Annotated in this window: 14 protein-coding genes and 1 pseudogene; 8 read left to right on the forward strand and 7 right to left on the reverse strand. The window is 39.3% G+C overall.

Annotated elements, in window-relative coordinates:
* Both FZ945_RS09905 and FZ945_RS07820 read left to right on the forward strand, forming a co-directional pair.
* A pseudogene (locus tag FZ945_RS09905) lies at positions 1-198 on the forward strand (class I SAM-dependent methyltransferase); the annotation flags it as partial.
* 1 nt (position 199) lies between these two features.
* Positions 200-664 (forward strand): damage-inducible protein, encoded by a 465-nt coding sequence (locus tag FZ945_RS07820; RefSeq protein WP_148803727.1) that lies wholly within the window; start codon positions 200-202, stop codon positions 662-664.
* 2 nt (positions 665-666) lie between these two features.
* On the opposite strand, the gene FZ945_RS07825 is transcribed toward FZ945_RS07820, so the two are convergent.
* The 3 genes from FZ945_RS07825 to FZ945_RS07835 are packed head-to-tail and all read right to left on the reverse strand — an operon-like array spanning position 667 to position 3910.
* A complete protein-coding gene (locus FZ945_RS07825; RefSeq protein ID WP_148803729.1) occupies positions 667-1470 on the reverse strand; it encodes a 3'(2'),5'-bisphosphate nucleotidase CysQ family protein in 804 nt (267 codons plus the stop codon).
* Positions 1467-2744: a citrate synthase gene (locus FZ945_RS07830; RefSeq protein ID WP_107714346.1), complete on the reverse strand. Its 1278-nt coding sequence runs from the start codon at positions 2742-2744 to the stop codon at positions 1467-1469. The genes FZ945_RS07825 and FZ945_RS07830 overlap by 4 nt, the downstream gene beginning before the upstream one ends.
* A gap of 2 nt (positions 2745-2746) precedes the next feature.
* Positions 2747-3910 carry a cation:proton antiporter gene (locus FZ945_RS07835; RefSeq protein ID WP_021085423.1) on the reverse strand — a complete coding sequence of 388 codons (1164 nt, stop codon included), beginning with the start codon at positions 3908-3910 and terminating at the stop codon, positions 2747-2749.
* Positions 3911-4026: 116 nt separating this feature from the next.
* Between FZ945_RS07835 and FZ945_RS07840 the strand changes: the two genes are divergently transcribed.
* Entirely contained in the window at positions 4027-4509 is a 483-nt protein-coding gene (locus tag FZ945_RS07840; RefSeq protein WP_148803731.1) for a hypothetical protein, read from the forward strand.
* Positions 4510-5085: 576 nt separating this feature from the next.
* Here the strand turns inward: FZ945_RS07840 and FZ945_RS07845 are convergent.
* From FZ945_RS07845 to mnmG, 4 genes are all read right to left on the reverse strand, one after another.
* A complete protein-coding gene (locus FZ945_RS07845) occupies positions 5086-6126 on the reverse strand; it encodes a c-type cytochrome (protein ID WP_148803733.1) in 1041 nt (346 codons plus the stop codon).
* A 2-nt stretch (positions 6127-6128) separates the two neighbouring features.
* Positions 6129-7373, reverse strand: a complete 1245-nt coding sequence (locus FZ945_RS07850; protein ID WP_103630182.1) for a cytochrome b — start codon at positions 7371-7373, stop codon at positions 6129-6131.
* 10 nt (positions 7374-7383) lie between these two features.
* A complete protein-coding gene (gene petA, locus FZ945_RS07855) occupies positions 7384-7887 on the reverse strand; it encodes a ubiquinol-cytochrome c reductase iron-sulfur subunit (protein ID WP_103567972.1) in 504 nt (167 codons plus the stop codon).
* Between the two features lie 363 nt (positions 7888-8250).
* Positions 8251-10113, reverse strand: a complete 1863-nt coding sequence (gene mnmG / locus FZ945_RS07860) for a tRNA uridine-5-carboxymethylaminomethyl(34) synthesis enzyme MnmG (protein WP_148803735.1) — start codon at positions 10111-10113, stop codon at positions 8251-8253.
* Between the two features lie 172 nt (positions 10114-10285).
* On the opposite strand from mnmG, the gene FZ945_RS07865 reads away from it, so the two are divergent.
* The 5 genes from FZ945_RS07865 to FZ945_RS07885 all read left to right on the forward strand — a co-directional run.
* Positions 10286-13738, forward strand: a complete 3453-nt coding sequence (locus FZ945_RS07865) for an acyl-[ACP]--phospholipid O-acyltransferase (RefSeq protein WP_148803737.1) — start codon at positions 10286-10288, stop codon at positions 13736-13738.
* A 146-nt stretch (positions 13739-13884) separates the two neighbouring features.
* Positions 13885-14664 (forward strand): amino acid ABC transporter substrate-binding protein, encoded by a 780-nt coding sequence (locus FZ945_RS07870; RefSeq protein ID WP_148803739.1) that lies wholly within the window; start codon positions 13885-13887, stop codon positions 14662-14664.
* 9 nt (positions 14665-14673) lie between these two features.
* Entirely contained in the window at positions 14674-15426 is a 753-nt protein-coding gene (locus FZ945_RS07875) for an amino acid ABC transporter substrate-binding protein (RefSeq protein WP_148803742.1), read from the forward strand.
* Positions 15427-15479: 53 nt separating this feature from the next.
* Positions 15480-15944: an SET domain-containing protein-lysine N-methyltransferase gene (locus FZ945_RS07880; RefSeq protein ID WP_187424185.1), complete on the forward strand. Its 465-nt coding sequence runs from the start codon at positions 15480-15482 to the stop codon at positions 15942-15944.
* Positions 15941-16967: hypothetical protein (locus FZ945_RS07885; protein WP_187424186.1), on the forward strand; the 1027-nt coding region annotated here is incomplete at its 3' end. The genes FZ945_RS07880 and FZ945_RS07885, both read left to right, overlap by 4 nt.

Genomic DNA, 16967 nt, shown 5'->3' on the forward strand with positions numbered 1-16967 from the left:
TTTTTACTACTAGATGGTAAAAATAACTTAGAAGATATTGTAGCCAAAGCTTTAAAATTTATAAAAGAAAATGATGTCAAGTTTTTTGAAACAAATGGCAAGGAGATAAAAAGAAACAAGGTTGTATCAAATATATTGAACTATGTGGCAGGCACTATAAAGATAGCTAGCATGCTCTATTTGCTTGAGGAAATTTAAAATGAAAAGAACTTTAGCTCTTATATTTTGTATATTTCTAGCAGGTTGCGCTAGCCAGCCAAGCGTGAAAAACTTAAACCTTAAAAGCAGCCTAAACTACGGCGGAGAGGAGCTTGCAAAGATACTTGAGCAAGATGATGCAGTGGCGTTTAGTAGTAACTTGCGTGAGGGGGTTTTTATCTACATAAGTAACGCTAAAGTCGCAAACTATTTTGGCGTAGTAAGGGCTGAGAGACACGCTAAATTTAGCGCAAAAGAGCTAGGCAAAAACGATCTTTTGATAAAAAGCATAAATGATCTAACTCAAAGCTTTGATGCTAGTTTAGAGCGAGCTAGAGAGCTAAAATGTGGCACTTTAGTAATCAGGCTAAAAGATAAATTTCAAGATTTGGAAGCGGCAAATAAATTTTTAGAGCAAAACGAAAGCGCATTTTTAAAGATGAGTGGCGAGATAAGGTGCAAGTAGCCTTATCTGCCCTGCTCTATAAGCTTAAAAACTTCATCTTCTAAGCCCAAAGTATTTTTGCCAAAAGCTACGTAAAATGGGCTTTTTAAATCCGCTAGCTTGTAACTTGGCGCACATCTGTCGCTAGCATTTAAGACCTTGCCACCGCTAAATTTCACCACAGCCTCACCTGCGGCATTGTCCCAAAGATAGCTTGGACTAAATCTCACATATATCCCGCCAAACTCGGCTAAACGGCAAAATTTAATGGCAGATCCGATGCATTTTTGCTCTAAATTTAAACTATCTCTTATAAGCGTGACCCTCTTCGTCTCGCCTCTTCTGCTTGAAAAGATGAAGTTATTTAAGTTTTTAGCTTTTTCATTTAGATTTTGCTTTGCTATGACCTCATCATTAGCGCCTAAAATTTCTTTAAAAGCGCCGTTTTCATCAGCGTAAAAAAGCTCTTTGCCAACTGGTATAAAAATGACGCCAAGCGCCGGCCTAGCCTCTTTTATAAGCGCTATGCAAACGCAAAATTCTCCGTTTCTAGCTAAAAATTCTTTTGTGCCATCAAGCGGATCAACTAGCCAAAACTCATCTTTATCGCTATCTTGCAAGATGCTCTCTTCAGAGCAAATTTTTATCCCACTTTTACTTAGCTCTTTTAGTATCACCTCATTTGCCGCTAGATCAGCGCTAGTTAACGGCGAGCTGTCATCTTTTAGGCAGACTTTGAGCGCCTTGCCATTAGATGAGTAAATTTTCATTATCTCACCCCCAGCGCTGATGGCAGCCTTGATGGCTAAATTTAAAAGCTCGCTCATTTTGGTGTTCTGTTTGCCTCTCCGACGTAGAGCTGTCTTGGGCGGACGATCTTTATAGTGTCTTGCTCTTTTAGCTCTATCCACTGGCTGATCCAGCCTGGCGTCCTGCCGATGACGAAGATGACGGCAAACATATTATTTGGTATGCCAAGCGCCTTTAGGATGAGCCCTGAGTGAAAATCAACATTTGGATACAAATTTCTACTTACAAAGTAGTCGTCATTTAGCGCGATCTCTTCAATGCGGTTGGCGATCTTTATAAGCTCTGAGCTAATGCCGATCTCATCCATGAGCTGATCTCTCATCTTTTTAAGCACCTTTGCGCGCGGGTCGAAGTTTTTATAGACCCTGTGACCAAAGCCCATTAGTCTAAATGGATCGTTCTTATCCTTTGCTCTAGCGATGTATTTATCGACGTTTGCGACCGAGCCGATCTCTTCAAGCTGGCGGATGACACCCTCGTTTGCCCCACCATGAGCCCAGCCCCAAAGTGCGCCGATACCTGCGCTTATACATGCGTATGGGTGCGCGTGCGTAGAGCCAACAGTCCTAACAGTAGTCGTTGAGGCATTTTGCTCGTGATCAGCGTGCAGCATAAAGACCGTATCAAGTGCCTTTATCTCGATAGGCTTAAGATCGACGTGCTCGTATGGATAGCCCCTCATCATGTAGAGGAAATTTTCTGTAAAGCCACGATCTAAATTTGGATATATGATAGGAAGGCCACGTGAGTATCGGTAGCTAAAGGCCGCTATCGTCGGGATCTTAGCGATGATACGCATAGCCATCTCGTGGTACTCTTCAGGCTTATCCATATTTAGGTGGTCTGAGTAAAAGGCACTTAGCGCTGAGACTGCTGCCTGCAAGATCGCCATAGGGTGCGCCTTGTCTGGAAATGCGTCAAAAAGCTTCATCATACCCTCGTGTATGAAGCTTCTTTTTTTAAGCTCGTCTTTAAAGCCCCTGTATTGCTCGCTCGTTGGTAGCTCTTTGTTTAAAAGCAGGTAGGCAACGTCTAAAAATGTCTTATTTTCAGCCAAGTAGGCGATGTCGTAGCCCCTATACATGAGCTCGCCCTTTAGGCCATCGATGTAGGTTATGGCTGAGCGGCACATCGCAGTTGAGGTGTAACCTCTGTCAAAGGTAAACATCCCAGTGTCGCTAAAGAAGGTCGATATGTCGATGACGTCTGGCCCCATAGTGCCTTTTAGGATAGGAAATTCATAGCTCTTGCCAGTTCGGTTGTCGATTAGTGTGGCTGTATTTGATGACATTTTTACTCCTTGCTTTTTGATTGCATTAAAATTTTGATGATTATAGCTCCTATTATAGCTTGTGCGAGGCTTGCTAGGATGAAAGATGAGTAAGAATAGTCACTTATCTCGCCTGATTTGTGTGCGATAGTAGCAACTGCGATCAAAAGAGTGAGCGGCATAGACTGCGAAACTGAAAACAAAAATATCCCTCTAAAGCCAAGCTTGCCCAAAAAGAGCAAACTAGATACAACTCTGGTGCCAAGCATCGCTAAAAATATAAAAATAGCATCCTTTATCACTTCGCTAGATCCTAAGCTTGAAAGCTTGAAAGTCGAGCCTATGTGGATGAAAAATATCGGCACCAAAAAGCCAAATCCAAAGCTTGAAAGCTTGTGTGGCAAGTCCTTTTTGTGATCAAAAAATGTCGTGATAAACATACCTGCGATAAACGCACCAAAGGCGACTTCTAAATTTAGATATAGCATCAAGGCTATCATCGTGAAAAATACCGCGATGCAAAGCCTGATGTCCTTTTCGTCCTTGTCGTAGTGTGGCATGAGCACCACTTTAAGCCCCGGATACCACCAAAAAAGCACATCCAAAATTTTAAAACTAAGCACACTAATAGCCAAAAACAGGATCAAATAGCCTATCGTTAGCCATAAATTTATACTCGCTCCAAACTGCAAGTAAGCAGCGGTAAATGTTAGAAGCGTGATGCTTAAAAGCTCGCCGATAGTTGCTATTAGCATGCTTAAATTTAGCCACTCTTGCTGCTTGCCATACTCCTTAAATAGCGTAAATACCATACCAACGGCCATTATCGGGATGATGATGATGTAAAGCAGGCTAAGCTCAAGTCCTAGCGTCAGGGCCGTGGCTAGAGCGTAGATGAGCGCTAGATAGATGAGCCCGAGGCGCAAAATTTTACGGTCGATGTTTATGAGCATCCTAAGATCGATCTCCATGCCAGCTAGAAACATCAAAAAGAAAAAGCCAACTTCGCTGATGAGCTTAAACATCTCGTTGTCGCCAACGACTCCGATGTAGCCTGCAACCGCTCCAAGTAGTATCTCAGCAGGTGCGACTGGGATGCGTAAAATTTTAGAAATATAAGGCGAAGCAAAGACGATAAATGCCAAAACGACAAGGATGCTAAGCTCGCTTGCTTGGTGTAACTGCAAAAAGATCCTTAAAATAAAAATGCCTGATTGTATAAAAAGCTTTGTTATTTTTTGATTAAGCTAAGCAAAATTTGGGCAAAATGGCGGCTATTTTTAGAAATTTGGAGTGAAATTTTATGCGTAAATTTAGCCTTTTTATTTTGATATTTTTTGGTGTCTTTTCTTTGGCAGATGAGCTAAATTTAGTTGAGAGTTTTAAATTTGATGGCAGCACATTTTATAAAAAGCAAGTGATTAAAAATGAGAGTTTTTACTTTTTAAAAAATGAAAACATGGACGAGCACTTTGCCGCTTTTAAGGTAAAATTTGACAAAGATGCCAAGACAAAAAGCGAGCTAGAAGAGCTAAAAAAGGCTCTTAAGCAAGATAAAAACGTGCTTTTTAGCGAAGAAAATGATCAAATTTTAGCTCTTATAAAAGATGAAACTAAGAGCAAAAATATAGAAATAATCCACTTTTTACTTAAAAAAGATGGGGTTATGATGCTTTCGTATGAGAGGATTTACGATCCAAAAACCTTAACAGATGCACTTAAACCGGTACTTTTAAGAGAAGCTAGAAATTTTATGCTACAGATGCCAAAGGTAGAGGCTAGGTAGAGAGGCGCATGTGGCGGCGCACTGCATGGGGTTTTGTTAAATTTGAGCAAATTTTAAATTTTATGAGCGAGCATATCACGGCTCTAAATTTAGTGGCGAGTGGCTATGAGCCCTAAATTTAGCAGTCTGCTAAGGCGAGTAAGATTTTAAAATTTACAGAATAGTTTTTTAAAAATTTAAAGTTTTGTTTCTTTGTTAAGAGGGAAGAGGCTTGAATTACGGTCTGCTTGCAGTTGCGAGCCTGCGAAGCAAAAGAGCTCTCCCCTTAACAATCCCCTAACCCCGACGACGTTAGAGGTGCATGCAATGGTGCTGGCGCATTGTATGCGGTTTGCTTCTAAGAAATTTCTATCAAATTTTAAAATTTCATGAACGAGTAATTTCGGCTCTAAAATTTGAGCTAAGCGTTAAGCGAAGCTAAATTTTAGTAGTCAATTCTTAGGGGTGAATGAAAGTTTTAAAATTTAAAAGACAGCTTGATTATATTTGTAAAAGAATAAATTTAAAAAATCACATACCTATTTATATATGTAAATTTACTTGAGAGAATTTAAGAGCCAAAAAGGCTCTTAAATTTTAGTGGAGTTCGCTCCAGACTTTGCGTTTCCAAAGCCAAGCGAAAATTCCTAATATAAAGAAGTAGATCATCACGTAAATGCCTGTACTCTCACGCTCAGCCTTTTTACTGTCGCCTACTTTTTGGATGTAAGATACTATGTCATCTTCAGCGGCTTTGTTTAAGCCAACTCTAGGCATAGCAGTGCCTGGAAGCATCTTTTGAGTATCGTTTATAAATTTATGCAAGTAGTCTGCACCTTTTGAGCGGATCATCATAGATAGATCAGGTGGGTTTGAACCCATATAAGCTGCGAGGCTTACTTTGTTGCCAAGAGTATATTTTTTATCATACTTCATATCGTGGCATCTTTGACATGCGTCAGCAAAGACCTTTTCTTCGGTGATCTTGCTCTTTGCATCTGCGTCAGCTGATACCTTTTTAAGGTAAGCAACTATGTCAGCGATCTCAGCGTTTATATCGCCGCCAGCACCCATAAATGCAGTCATCGGATAAGGATGCTCGTCGTTAAATTTATGAGATAGTTTTACAGCCATAGTTGGATTTTTGATGAGTGCAGCCAAAAATCTCTCGTCATAAATTTTACCAGCTGTGCTAAGATCTGGTGGTACTACGCCAAAGCTTTGGCTAGCTGTCTCAGCATCCATACTAGCTGGAGTGCCAGCTGCTTCGATGCCGTGGCATCCTGTACATCCAGCTGCGCCAAATGTCTCAGCGCCTTTTGCAGCATCACCTTTTGCAAGGTCGATCGAGTTTATATCAGCCCAAAAAGCTGTGTAGTCATCAAGAATTTTTTGTGCTGTCTCGACATCTTTTGTAGCTGCTTCTATACTAGCTTTGTTGCCGCCAGCTTTTGCAGCCTCAAGCACCTCTTTTTTCTGCTCTAAAAAGTGCTTTGCATAGTCAGTATCTTCTTTTGAGAAGTTATACTCAGCATTTGCAGTGTGCGGATGAAGCTTTGTGTGAGCGTAAGGCTCGATACCCCAGTATAAAATACCTGAAAGGATAACAACGATGGCAAAATTTTTAAGCTCTTTCATGATTAGCCCCTCTTTCTTTCAAGTATTGTGATAACTGGAAGTGCGATTATAAATAGCACTAAAAATAGTAGTGACGCATAAAATCCTATCCAGTCGTTGATGCCGCCTGTTGGAAGCTTGCCATATATAGATAAAACGATAAGGTCAGCAACTAGCACCCAAAACCATACGAAAAATAGTGGTCTTTTATGAGCTGGAGCTACAAGGTCGCTTCTATCAAAGAGTGGTATAAGCATAAATGCCACGCCCGCAAAGGCAAACGCGATAAGACCGATGTTGTAAGCTGAAATTCCTGCTATATCAAAGAAGAAGCCACGTAAAATTTCATATTGCCACAAGAAGTACCACTCTGGGTAGATGTGTGGTGGAGTTTTTAGCGGATTTGCTGGTTCAAAGTTGATAGGATCCATCGCAAAGCCAAAGTGATAGCAAACAAGATACATAACAAATATCATAAAAAATGATACATACATGAAGTCTTTTGCCAAAAATCCTGGCCAAAATGGTATAACTTTAGCTTTTGCTCTGTCGCCGTGTAGATAGACCTCAGCCTCTACGTCAAAGTCGATATCTTCGCTTGTTAGGTTATTTACGTGTGGAACTCTTAGTGAGTAGAAGTGGATAACCAAAACAACGATAGTTACAAGTGGTAGCAAGCATACGTGAAGCATGAAAAATCTCGTAAGTGTCGAGTCGCCAACTGCGTAATCGCCTCTAATCCACTCAACCAAAGCATCACCGATAACTGGCACGCCACCAAAGAGCTGAGTGATAACAGTGGCCGCCCAGTAGCTCATCTGACCCCATGGAAGCATATAGCCGCTAAATGCCTCTGCTGAAAAGCAGATAAATAGCACCATACCACTTACCCAAATGACCTCTCTGCCTCTTTTGTATGAGCCATAGTAAAGTCCAGTAAGCAAGTGGATATACATGATAAGAAAGATAGTCGATGCTGAAATCGCGTGGATATGACGCCAAAGCCAGCCGTACTCGACCTCTTGCATGATAGTGTAATTTACGCTATCAAAGGCTAAATGTATGTCTGGTTTGTAATACATCATAAGCAAAAAGCCAGTGATGATCAAAAGCAAGAAAAGCGTTGTCAAGATGACACCCATCGCCCAAAGGAAATTTATATTTTTTGGGATCCAGTATTCGCTAACTAAAACCTTCATCAGTTTTGTAAAAGCTAGGCGCTGGTCAAGCCAGTCAATAACGCCAGTTGATTTATGAGATAAAGACATCGCTAACCTCCTAAGCTTTAGCTACTAATTTTTCATATTCTGGGCTTGTTTCGCCTAGAACTAGCTTGGTTCCATCTATCTTAAATGGTGGAATATCAAGCGGTCTTGGTGGAGGTCCGTATGTCTGTATGCCATCGACGTTAAATTCGCCGCCATGACAGGCACAGACAAAAATTTGCTTGCTAGACTTGTACTCAGGGATACATCCTAAGTGTGTGCAAAGTCCGATAAGAACTACATATCTCGCATCTCCAACGACTACATCTCTCTTGTCGTTTTTAGCCATATCTGGACTTTTTTTGAGGATGAAGATAGGCTTTTTACGCCACTCAACCTGTCTCATCTCGCCATCTTTGATCGGGCTTAGATCGACAGTTGTAAAACCAGCAGCTTTTACGCTAGGGAGCGGATCCCAGGTCTTCTTCATGGCAACTAGTGACATAGCGCCACCAACAGCTGCCACTGCACCAAACGCAAGGCCGATAAAGCTTCGTCTTTCTTGCTTTACTGACATTAATTTCCTTTCTATAAATAAAATTTAAACGATTATACTCTCAAAAAATTAAAAAACTATAATCTCATAATATAGTTTATAAAAATAAAGTGAATTTAAGCTTTTTTTACACTAAAATTTGAAATAAATTTATCTAAAAACGCCTGCATATCGCGACTTCGAGCATCTTATAAAAGAGAAATTTGATCTAGTGCCCAAACGTTAAGATAAAAAAAATTTCTATTTTATCGCTTGTAAAATAGAAAATTTTAATAATAAAATTTATTAAACTTAAAAAATTATAAATAGCAACTACTAAAAACGAGTGACTTTGTTTTAAATTTTAAACGCTAGTTAAACTTTAAAACTATAAAAGGCTTAAATTTAAGCCTTTTTCTCGCTCATCTTTATATAAATATGTAAGATATCGATAGCTGCTGGCGTGATACCTGAAATTTCACTCGCCGCAAAAAGCGTTGGCGGGGCAAATTTTTCAAGTTTTTCGACCACTTCGTTACTAAGGCCGCTTATGCTTCTAAAGTCAAAATTTTCAGGGATTTTTACATCCATCATATCTTTCATTTTTTCTATCTGATTTTTTTGCTCGCCGATGTAGTGCTGATATTTGCACTCGGTTAAAATTTGATCCATGCTCGCATCATCAAGTGTGGCAAATCTCTCATCAAGCTTTCTTAGTTTTTCAGCCGTAAAGCTCTTTCTAGCTACGATCTTTTGAAGGCTCACGTTTTGGCTGATCGGCTCTTCATCAAGACTAGCTAAAAGCTCTAAATTTGCCTTATTTGGCGTGATCTGAGTGCTGTTTAAAAACTCCAGCCCCTCTTTTAAATTTCTTCTTATATTTTTGATCTCGTTAAAAGTCTCATCATCAAGCAGCCCAAGCTCATGACCATATCCGCCAAGCCTTAAAATGGCATTTTCCTCACGCAAAAGCAAACGATACTCCGCCCTACTCGTAAACATCCTATATGGCTCTTTTGTCCCCTTTGTCACAAGGTCGTCTATCAAAACGCCGATATACGCCTCATCACGGCGCAAGATAAGCGGCTCTTTGTTATCTAGCGAAAGCGCTGCATTTATACCAGCCATTAGTCCCTGAGCGCCGGCCTCCTCATATCCAGTTGTGCCGTTTATCTGCCCAGCCAAGTATAGCCCTTTTACTTTTTTAGTCTCCAAGCTATGTTTTAGCTGTGTTGGCTCGACGTAGTCGTACTCGATAGCATATCCGTGCCTTACGATTTTGGCGTTTTCAAAGCCTTTTACTGAGCGGAGCATCTGCACTTGCACTTCATAAGGCAGACTCGTTGAAAAGCCATTTATGTAGTACTCTGTCGCTTCAAGGGTCTGAGGTTCGACAAAAAGGTGGTGTCTGTCGCGGTCGCCAAAGCGGTTTATCTTATCCTCGATACTAGGGCAATATCTTGGCCCGATACCCTCGATCTGGCCTGTAAAAAGCGGCGCTTTGTCAAAATTTGAGCGGATTATCTCATGGGTGGTTTCATTTGTATAGGCGATGTAGCATGGTAGCTGCGTTGGGGAGAAATTTTTAGTTCTAAAGCTAAAAGGCGTTGGGTCTTGATCGCCATCTTGCTTCTCTAAAATTTCAAAATTTATCGTTTTTGCATCGATCCTTGGGCATGTTCCGGTCTTTAGCCTGCCTAAATTTAGCCCAAGCTCCCTTAGGCTAGAGCTTAGATCCTTTGCGCTTAGCTCGCCCACACGGCCAGCTTCAAGTTTGTTAAATCCAACGTGGATTAGCCCGTTTAAAAATGTGCCAGTTGTAATTATTACTTTTTTTGCGTTATATGTGTTATTTAGGTGGGTTTTAACGCCCTTTATTTCACCATTTTCGCTTAAAATTTCAGTAGCGATCTCTTGAGAAATTTCTAAATTTGGAGTGTTTAAAAGCAAATTTCTCATATAAACGCGGTATCTATCCATATCGATCTGAGCACGACTACCGCGTACTGCTGGGCCTTTGCTCTCATTTAGCACGCGAAACTGGATGCCAACAGCGTCAGTTGTAAGCCCCATTTGACCACCAAGCGCGTCGATCTCTTTTACAAGATGCCCTTTTGCAAGGCCTCCGATGGCTGGATTACAGCTTGCAGCGCCTATTTGCTCGGCTAAGATAGTGATGAGTAGAGTTTTTTTGCCCATTCTAGCAGCCACAAGACTTGCCTCAATGCCAGCATGTCCGCCGCCAACGATGATGATTTCATAATTCATGATAAATTTTTCCTTATTTTTGATAGGCGGATTTTATCAAAAAGCATATAAAATTTAAATTTTTTCAAAGAAATTTCGCCACAAAATTTATGGCTAGAGTTTTTTATTAATGATATTTTAAATATTTTGCTGTTAGATTTACAAAATTTTAAATCTAAATAAGGCTTTATTCATGAGGAATTTACTAAAAGTCACTGGCTTCCTGCCCTATCTTGCGATCGCATTTTTAAACGCAAGTGTCGATCTAGCACACAAAATAACTATCCAAAACGTCCTTTTAAAGACCTACTCAGGCGACACGCTTTTCATCCTAACAGCCGTTATAAATGCGATGATCTTGCTTCCATTTATATTTTTATTCTCCCCTTCAAGCTTTATAAATGACAAATTTGCAAAGACAAAGGTTATTAGAATTTGCGCCGTCTTTGGCGTTGTTATCAGCGTTGCGGTGCTTATTAGCTACCTTTTGGGCGCTTTTGGCGTGGCATTTGCACTCACTCTCATACTAGCTGCTCAAAGTGCGATCTACTCGCCTGCAAAATATGGCATCATCAAAGCTCTCGTCGGCACTGAGCGACTTGGCACAGCAAACGGCGTCATCCAAGCACTCACCATCGTCGCAATACTCGCTAGCTCATTTTTATTTTCATTTATATTTGAAAATTTATACATCCAAGGCGAAAACTCGGAAGAAATTTTAAAAAGCGTCTATCCTATCGGCATCTTTTTAGTCGTATTTAGCGCACTTGAAGCATTTTTTGCCTACAAGCTACCTTATATCAGCGAAACAAACGAACAAAGCGGAGAATTTGAGCTCAAAAAATACATCAGCCTTAGCTACTTAAGAGAGAATTTAAAAGAGGTAAGATCAGATAAAAATATCTGGCTAAGCATCGCTGGACTTAGCATATTTTGGGGCATCTCTCAGATCATAATAGCGGCCTTCCCAGCTCACTACAAGGCGGTTTTCAATGACGATAGCTCGCTAGCGGTGCAGGCAATCCTTGCAGTAAGCGCCATAGGCATAGCATTTGGCTCATACGTGGCTGGCTCTATGTCAAAGCTACACATCGAGCTTGGTATCGTACCGATGGGCGCCATGGGTATATTTTTCTCACTTTTATTTTTCGCTTTTGGCTCAAATATCGGCGTAGTGAGCCTTAGCTCATTTGCATTTGGCTTTTTTGGCGGAATTTTCATAGTGCCACTAAATGCGATGATCCAGTACTTTGCCCCGCAAAAGAGCACTGGCAAGATAATGGCAGCAAACAACTTCTTGCAAAACGTCTCAATGCTGCTATTTTTAGCCATTGGCATAGGCTTAGTATATTTTGAAATTTCAACCACTGGGCTCTTTGTCTTTACAGCGCTTGTTTGCCTAATCGGCAGTTTTTACGCCATTTTGCAGCTTCCACATCTCTTTACAAGGCTACTTTTACTGCCATTTTTAAAGACAAAGTACCGCTTTTTTGTTGAAGGACTTCAAAATTTACCGCAAAGTGGCGGCGCACTACTTCTTGGCAATCACATCAGCTGGATCGACTGGCTCGTACTTCAAGCTGCAAGCCCAAGGGGCATAAGATTTGTCATGTATAGAACGATCTATAACAAATGGTATCTAAAGCAAATTTTTAAATTTTTTAAAGTGATCCCGATAGGCGCAGGAGCTAGCAAAGAGTCGATCGAGCTAGTTAGAGAGTGCCTAAAAAATGGCGAAGTGGTCGCACTTTTCCCAGAGGGACACATCAGCTACAACGGCCAGATAAATGAGTTTAAAAAGGGCTTTGAGCTTATCATCAGAGATCTAGAAGAAATTTGCATCGTGCCATTTTATCTTCGTGGCCTTTGGGGATCTAGCTTTTCAAGAGCTAGTAAATTTTACAAAGACCTCACTTCTAAAAACGGCAGACGCGATATCATCGTCGCCTTTGGCAAGCCAATAACTACATTTATAAACGCTGCAAAGATGAAGCAAAAGGTGCTTGAGCTTAGCTTTTCATCGTGGGAGAGCTTCATCTCAAGGCAAAAACCGCTAACAAGCGAATGGCTAAATAACGCAAAAGAGGATAAATTTAAAGAGTGCGTGAGCGACAGTACTGGGTTAAATTTAAGTAATTTGAAATTTATAACAGCTGTTTTAGTCTTTATCAAAATTTTCAAACGAGAGCTAAAAGATGAGAAAAATATAGGCATCTTACTACCTAGCTCAAGCATCGCAGCTATCGTCAATATGGCGCTTCTTGCGATGGGCAAAGTGAGCGTAAATTTAAACTACACGCTAAACGAGACCTCGCTAAATCACGCCTTAAAAAAGGCAAATATAAACACAGTTATCACATCTAGTAAATTTCTTGAAAAGCTCGCACTTAAGGGCTTTGATCTAAAAGATGCGATGAGTGGCAAGGCTAAATTTGCTGAAGATCTCTCAGCTAGCGTCTCAAAAAAAGAGAAATTTATAGCGCTTTTAACTGCGTTTTTTGCTCCAACTTGGCTCATTAAGCTTTGCTATTTTAAGCGTGTGAGCTTAGAAGATACAGCTACCATTTTATTTAGTAGCGGTAGCGAGGGCGAGCCAAAAGGCATCGAGCTAAGCCATAAAAATTTACTTGCAAACATTAAGCAAATAAGCGAACTTCTAAATTTCAAAAAAGATGACGTCATCTTAAACTCGCTCCCAGTATTTCACTCATTTGGACTAACAGTCACCACTCTTATGCCACTTTGCGAGGGCATAAAAATGGTAAGCGTGCCTGACCCAACAGACGGAGCGACTATCGGCAAAATGGCCGCAAGACACAGCGCTAGCATCATCTTTGGTACCTCAACGTTCTTTAGGCTCTACACCAGAAACAAAAAGCTTCATCCACTGATGTTTCAAAGTGCCAGAATGGTCGTAGCTGGGGCTGAAAAGCTAAAACCTGAGATAAAAGACGAGTTTAGGCTCAAATTTGGCATAGAAATTTATGAAGGATATGGCGCGACCGAAACGGCGCCAGTAGCTGCTGTAAATATGCCAAATATCCTAGAAAAAGAGAGCCTAAAAGAGCTTACATTTAATAGACCTGGCAGCGTTGGCATGCCTCTACCTGGCACAGTCATAAAAATAATCGACCCAGAGACGCTTGAAGAGCTAGAAACTGGCACCGACGGACTCATCGTGATCGGCGGATCGCAGGTGATGAAGGGCTATCTAAACGACGAAGCCAAAACAAGCGAGGTCATCACGCACATTGACGGCGTAAGATACTATAAAACTGGCGATAAAGGCCACATAGACGAAAACGGCTTTGTATTTATCGTCGATAGATACTCAAGATTTGCTAAAATTGGTGGCGAGATGATAAGCCTTGGAAGCGTTGAAGAAGAGCTTGCAAAGGTGCTTGGTAGCGATGTTGTTTTTAGCAGCGCAAACGTGCCAGATAGTAAAAAGGGCGAAGCGATCGCACTTTTAGTAAAAAGTGGCACAGAGCCTGAAAATATCGAGCAAATTTTAAAAGAGAGTAGCCTAGCTCCTATAATGATGCCAAGCTATATATTCATCGTTGATGATATACCAACACTTGCAAGCGGTAAGGTTGATTTTAAGGGCGTTAAAGCTCTAGCGGTCTCACTTTTAGCGGAGTGAGCCGCCGCCCTTTTATTTTTGTGATAAAATAGCGCCAAAATATCACATAGGTCGCAGTTGCGACTGACATTTGCATAAATCTTAAAAAATTTTCTTTTTTTGCAAATTCCGTTATTGATTTTATTTTTCTTAATAAGGAGTTTTGTATGAAATTTTCTAGTGCTTTTAAATTTGGTGTAACCTTCGTAGTTGGCTGCTTGTTCTCTTTAAATTCTGCCTCGGCAAATTCTTACGAGCAGATCAAGAAAGATGGTGTCATAAGGATAGCGACCGAGGGTGTTTATTCGCCATTTTCATTTCACAATGAAAAAGATGAGTTAATGGGCTATGACGTAGAGATAGCAAGAGCTGTGGCTAAAAAACTAGGCGTAAAACCAAAATTTATCGAAGCTTCATGGGATGCGATGCTTGCGGCATTTGATGCTGGCAAGGCTGACGTGGTATTTAACCAAGTTAGTATAACCGATGAGCGAAAGAAAAAGTATGACTACAGCGTGCCATATATGCTCTCTTACTCAGCCATCGTCGTGCATAAAGACAATAACGACATCAAGAGCTTTGCTGATCTAAAAGGAAAAAGAAGCGTGCATTCAGTAAATAGCATGTGGATACCAACCGTTGAAAAATATGGCGCCAAGCTAATTGTGGCCGATAGTTTGAGCGATCAGATAAATTTGATCATCACAAAAAGAGCTGATGATACGATAGATGATGCGGTGATGTTTTATGACTACATCAAACAACATCCAAACGCCCCTATAAAGATCATCGAAGCTGGCGATGAGCCGATGTATACGGCTGCGATTGTTAAAAAAGGTAACAAAGAGCTACTAAATAAGATAAATAATGCCCTAAATGAGCTTAGCAAAGAAGGAGTTTTAAGCGAAATTTCGCTTAAATACTTCGGCAAAGACATTTCTAAATAAGGAGAATCAATGAATTTTAAGCCCGTTTTTGGCTTTATCGCAGGTGCTTTTTTAGCTTTAAATTTAAATGCTTCAACTATCAAAAAAGGCGAGCTTATAGTTGCAACTGAAGGCACTTACTCACCTTACTCATTTTATGACGAAAAGGGCGAGCTAGTAGGATATGACGTAGATATCGCAAAAGCTGTAGCAAAGAAGCTAAATTTAAAGATAGAGTTTCTAACAGCTCCATGGGACGCGATGCTTGCAGCATTTGACGCTGGCAAGGCTGACGTGGTGTTTAATCAAGTTAGTATAAACGAAGATAGAAAGAAAAAGTATGACATGAGCGTGCCTTACACCATGCCATATCCTGTAATAGTCGTGCATAAAGACAATAACGACATCAAAAGTTTTGCTGATCTAAAGGGCAAAAAAAGCGTGCACTCTGCAACTAGCAACTGGGCAGCGATAGCTGAGAAAAACGGCGCAACAGTGGTCGTGGCTGATGGCTTTAGCAAAGGCGTAGAGCTTATCATCTCAAGAAGAGCTGATGATACGATAAATGACAACGTCACATTTTTTGACTACATCAAACAACGCCCAAATGCACCGCTAAAGATCGCATACACTAGCAACGAGCCGATGCCAACAGCTGCACTTCTTAAAAAGGGCAACACCGAGCTACTAGAAGCTATAAACAAAGCGCTTAATGAGCTAAAAGCCGAGGGCAAGATAAGCGAAATTTCAATGAAATATTTTGGAAAAGATATTTCAAAATAATTTTAAAGCCAATATTTTTATTGGCTTTACTTTTTAAATAACTAGGATAAATTTTGAGCAAAAAAGATACAGATGTAACAAAAGACATAGACTTTATAAATGAAACCGTAATAGATAATATAAATTTTACATATATTGCTGAAAGTAAAATTCACGGATTTGGACTTTTTGCTAATAAAAATTTAGATAGTGGCACAATACTTTGCTTTTTAGATGGACAAGTAATGAGCTGGGATCACTATGATGAAATAGCAAAGAGTATAAATTTAGGGAAATATCAAAACTATATTTTTATGGAGTGGAACGCACTTAGCAACAAAACATTACTTGTACGAGCATTTAGAACAAAATACAGCTATATAAATCACTCAAGTATGCCAAATGTAGAGATAAAATACAATCCAATTCGCATAGAAACAATAAAACAAATAAATAAAAATGATGAAATAGTTATAGACTACAACAAAGAACCATTAAAAAAAGAGTACCTTGACGATAAAGAAAAAGGGTTTTTGTGATACATATTAAAACCACAATTATTCAACCAATAGAAATCAATACACAAACGCTAATAAAGCTCTTTGATACAAAAATAAATATTGAAAATTTTAAAAAATATAAGAATATTAAAGCACCTTGTTGGAAACAAACTATGGATGAACTTTTTAATCTATATAGTTCATTTATAATTTTAGATAACCAACTTATAAATTATAAAGATTTACAAGCAGAACTGAAAAGTGATCATTTTAATATCAACGACAAATTTAATATATCTGATTTTATAGATGACAATGGCTTGCAAGCATACTTAATGTTTGACTACAGGCTATTTCAATTTTGTATAGTGTATGAGCTTGACTTTGTTTTGCCGCTAAATAATATAGAAAATGTCACAAGTCATGAACAAGACAAATTAGATTTTTATAATTGTATTCGCAATATCTTTGTTAAAGAAACCGATAGTTCGTATCTACCGTCTATTATTTTTAATTTACAAGATAGCTTAATCAAAGAGGCAATGAATTTTATAGCTGTAAATTTTAACTTAAAAGATAGTGCAGATAGCCTTAAAATACTAAATAATAGCGGCAATATAACAAATGTAGCCATCTTAGAAAACTTAAATGATAAGGAGTTTGAAAAATACTCAAATTATTTACTAAATTTAAATTCATTAGCTGAAAGAAATCAAAACTATAGTTCTCCTATAAAAATAAAATCAGCAAACTCAAAACACGATAATTTATACTTTTTTAATGGTCGCTTTCATACGATAATATTACAAAATAAAAAAGATAAATACAGATACATACCAATACAATTTCAAATGCAATACCTTTGGTTTTATTTATCTAAACAGATAAATTTAATACTCGAGTTTTACAATGACAATATTTTAAAAGATAACTCTATATCAAAAATATCAGAATACAGCGATAAAATCGATGCGATAATAAATAAAATAGAAAATCTAAATATTTTTAATCAAAAATTTAAACTTTCTATTGAAGCCGATAGTAAAATTTACCACGCAATAG

Source organism: Campylobacter concisus (assembly GCF_902460535.1).
GTDB lineage: Bacteria > Campylobacterota > Campylobacteria > Campylobacterales > Campylobacteraceae > Campylobacter_A > Campylobacter_A concisus_AS.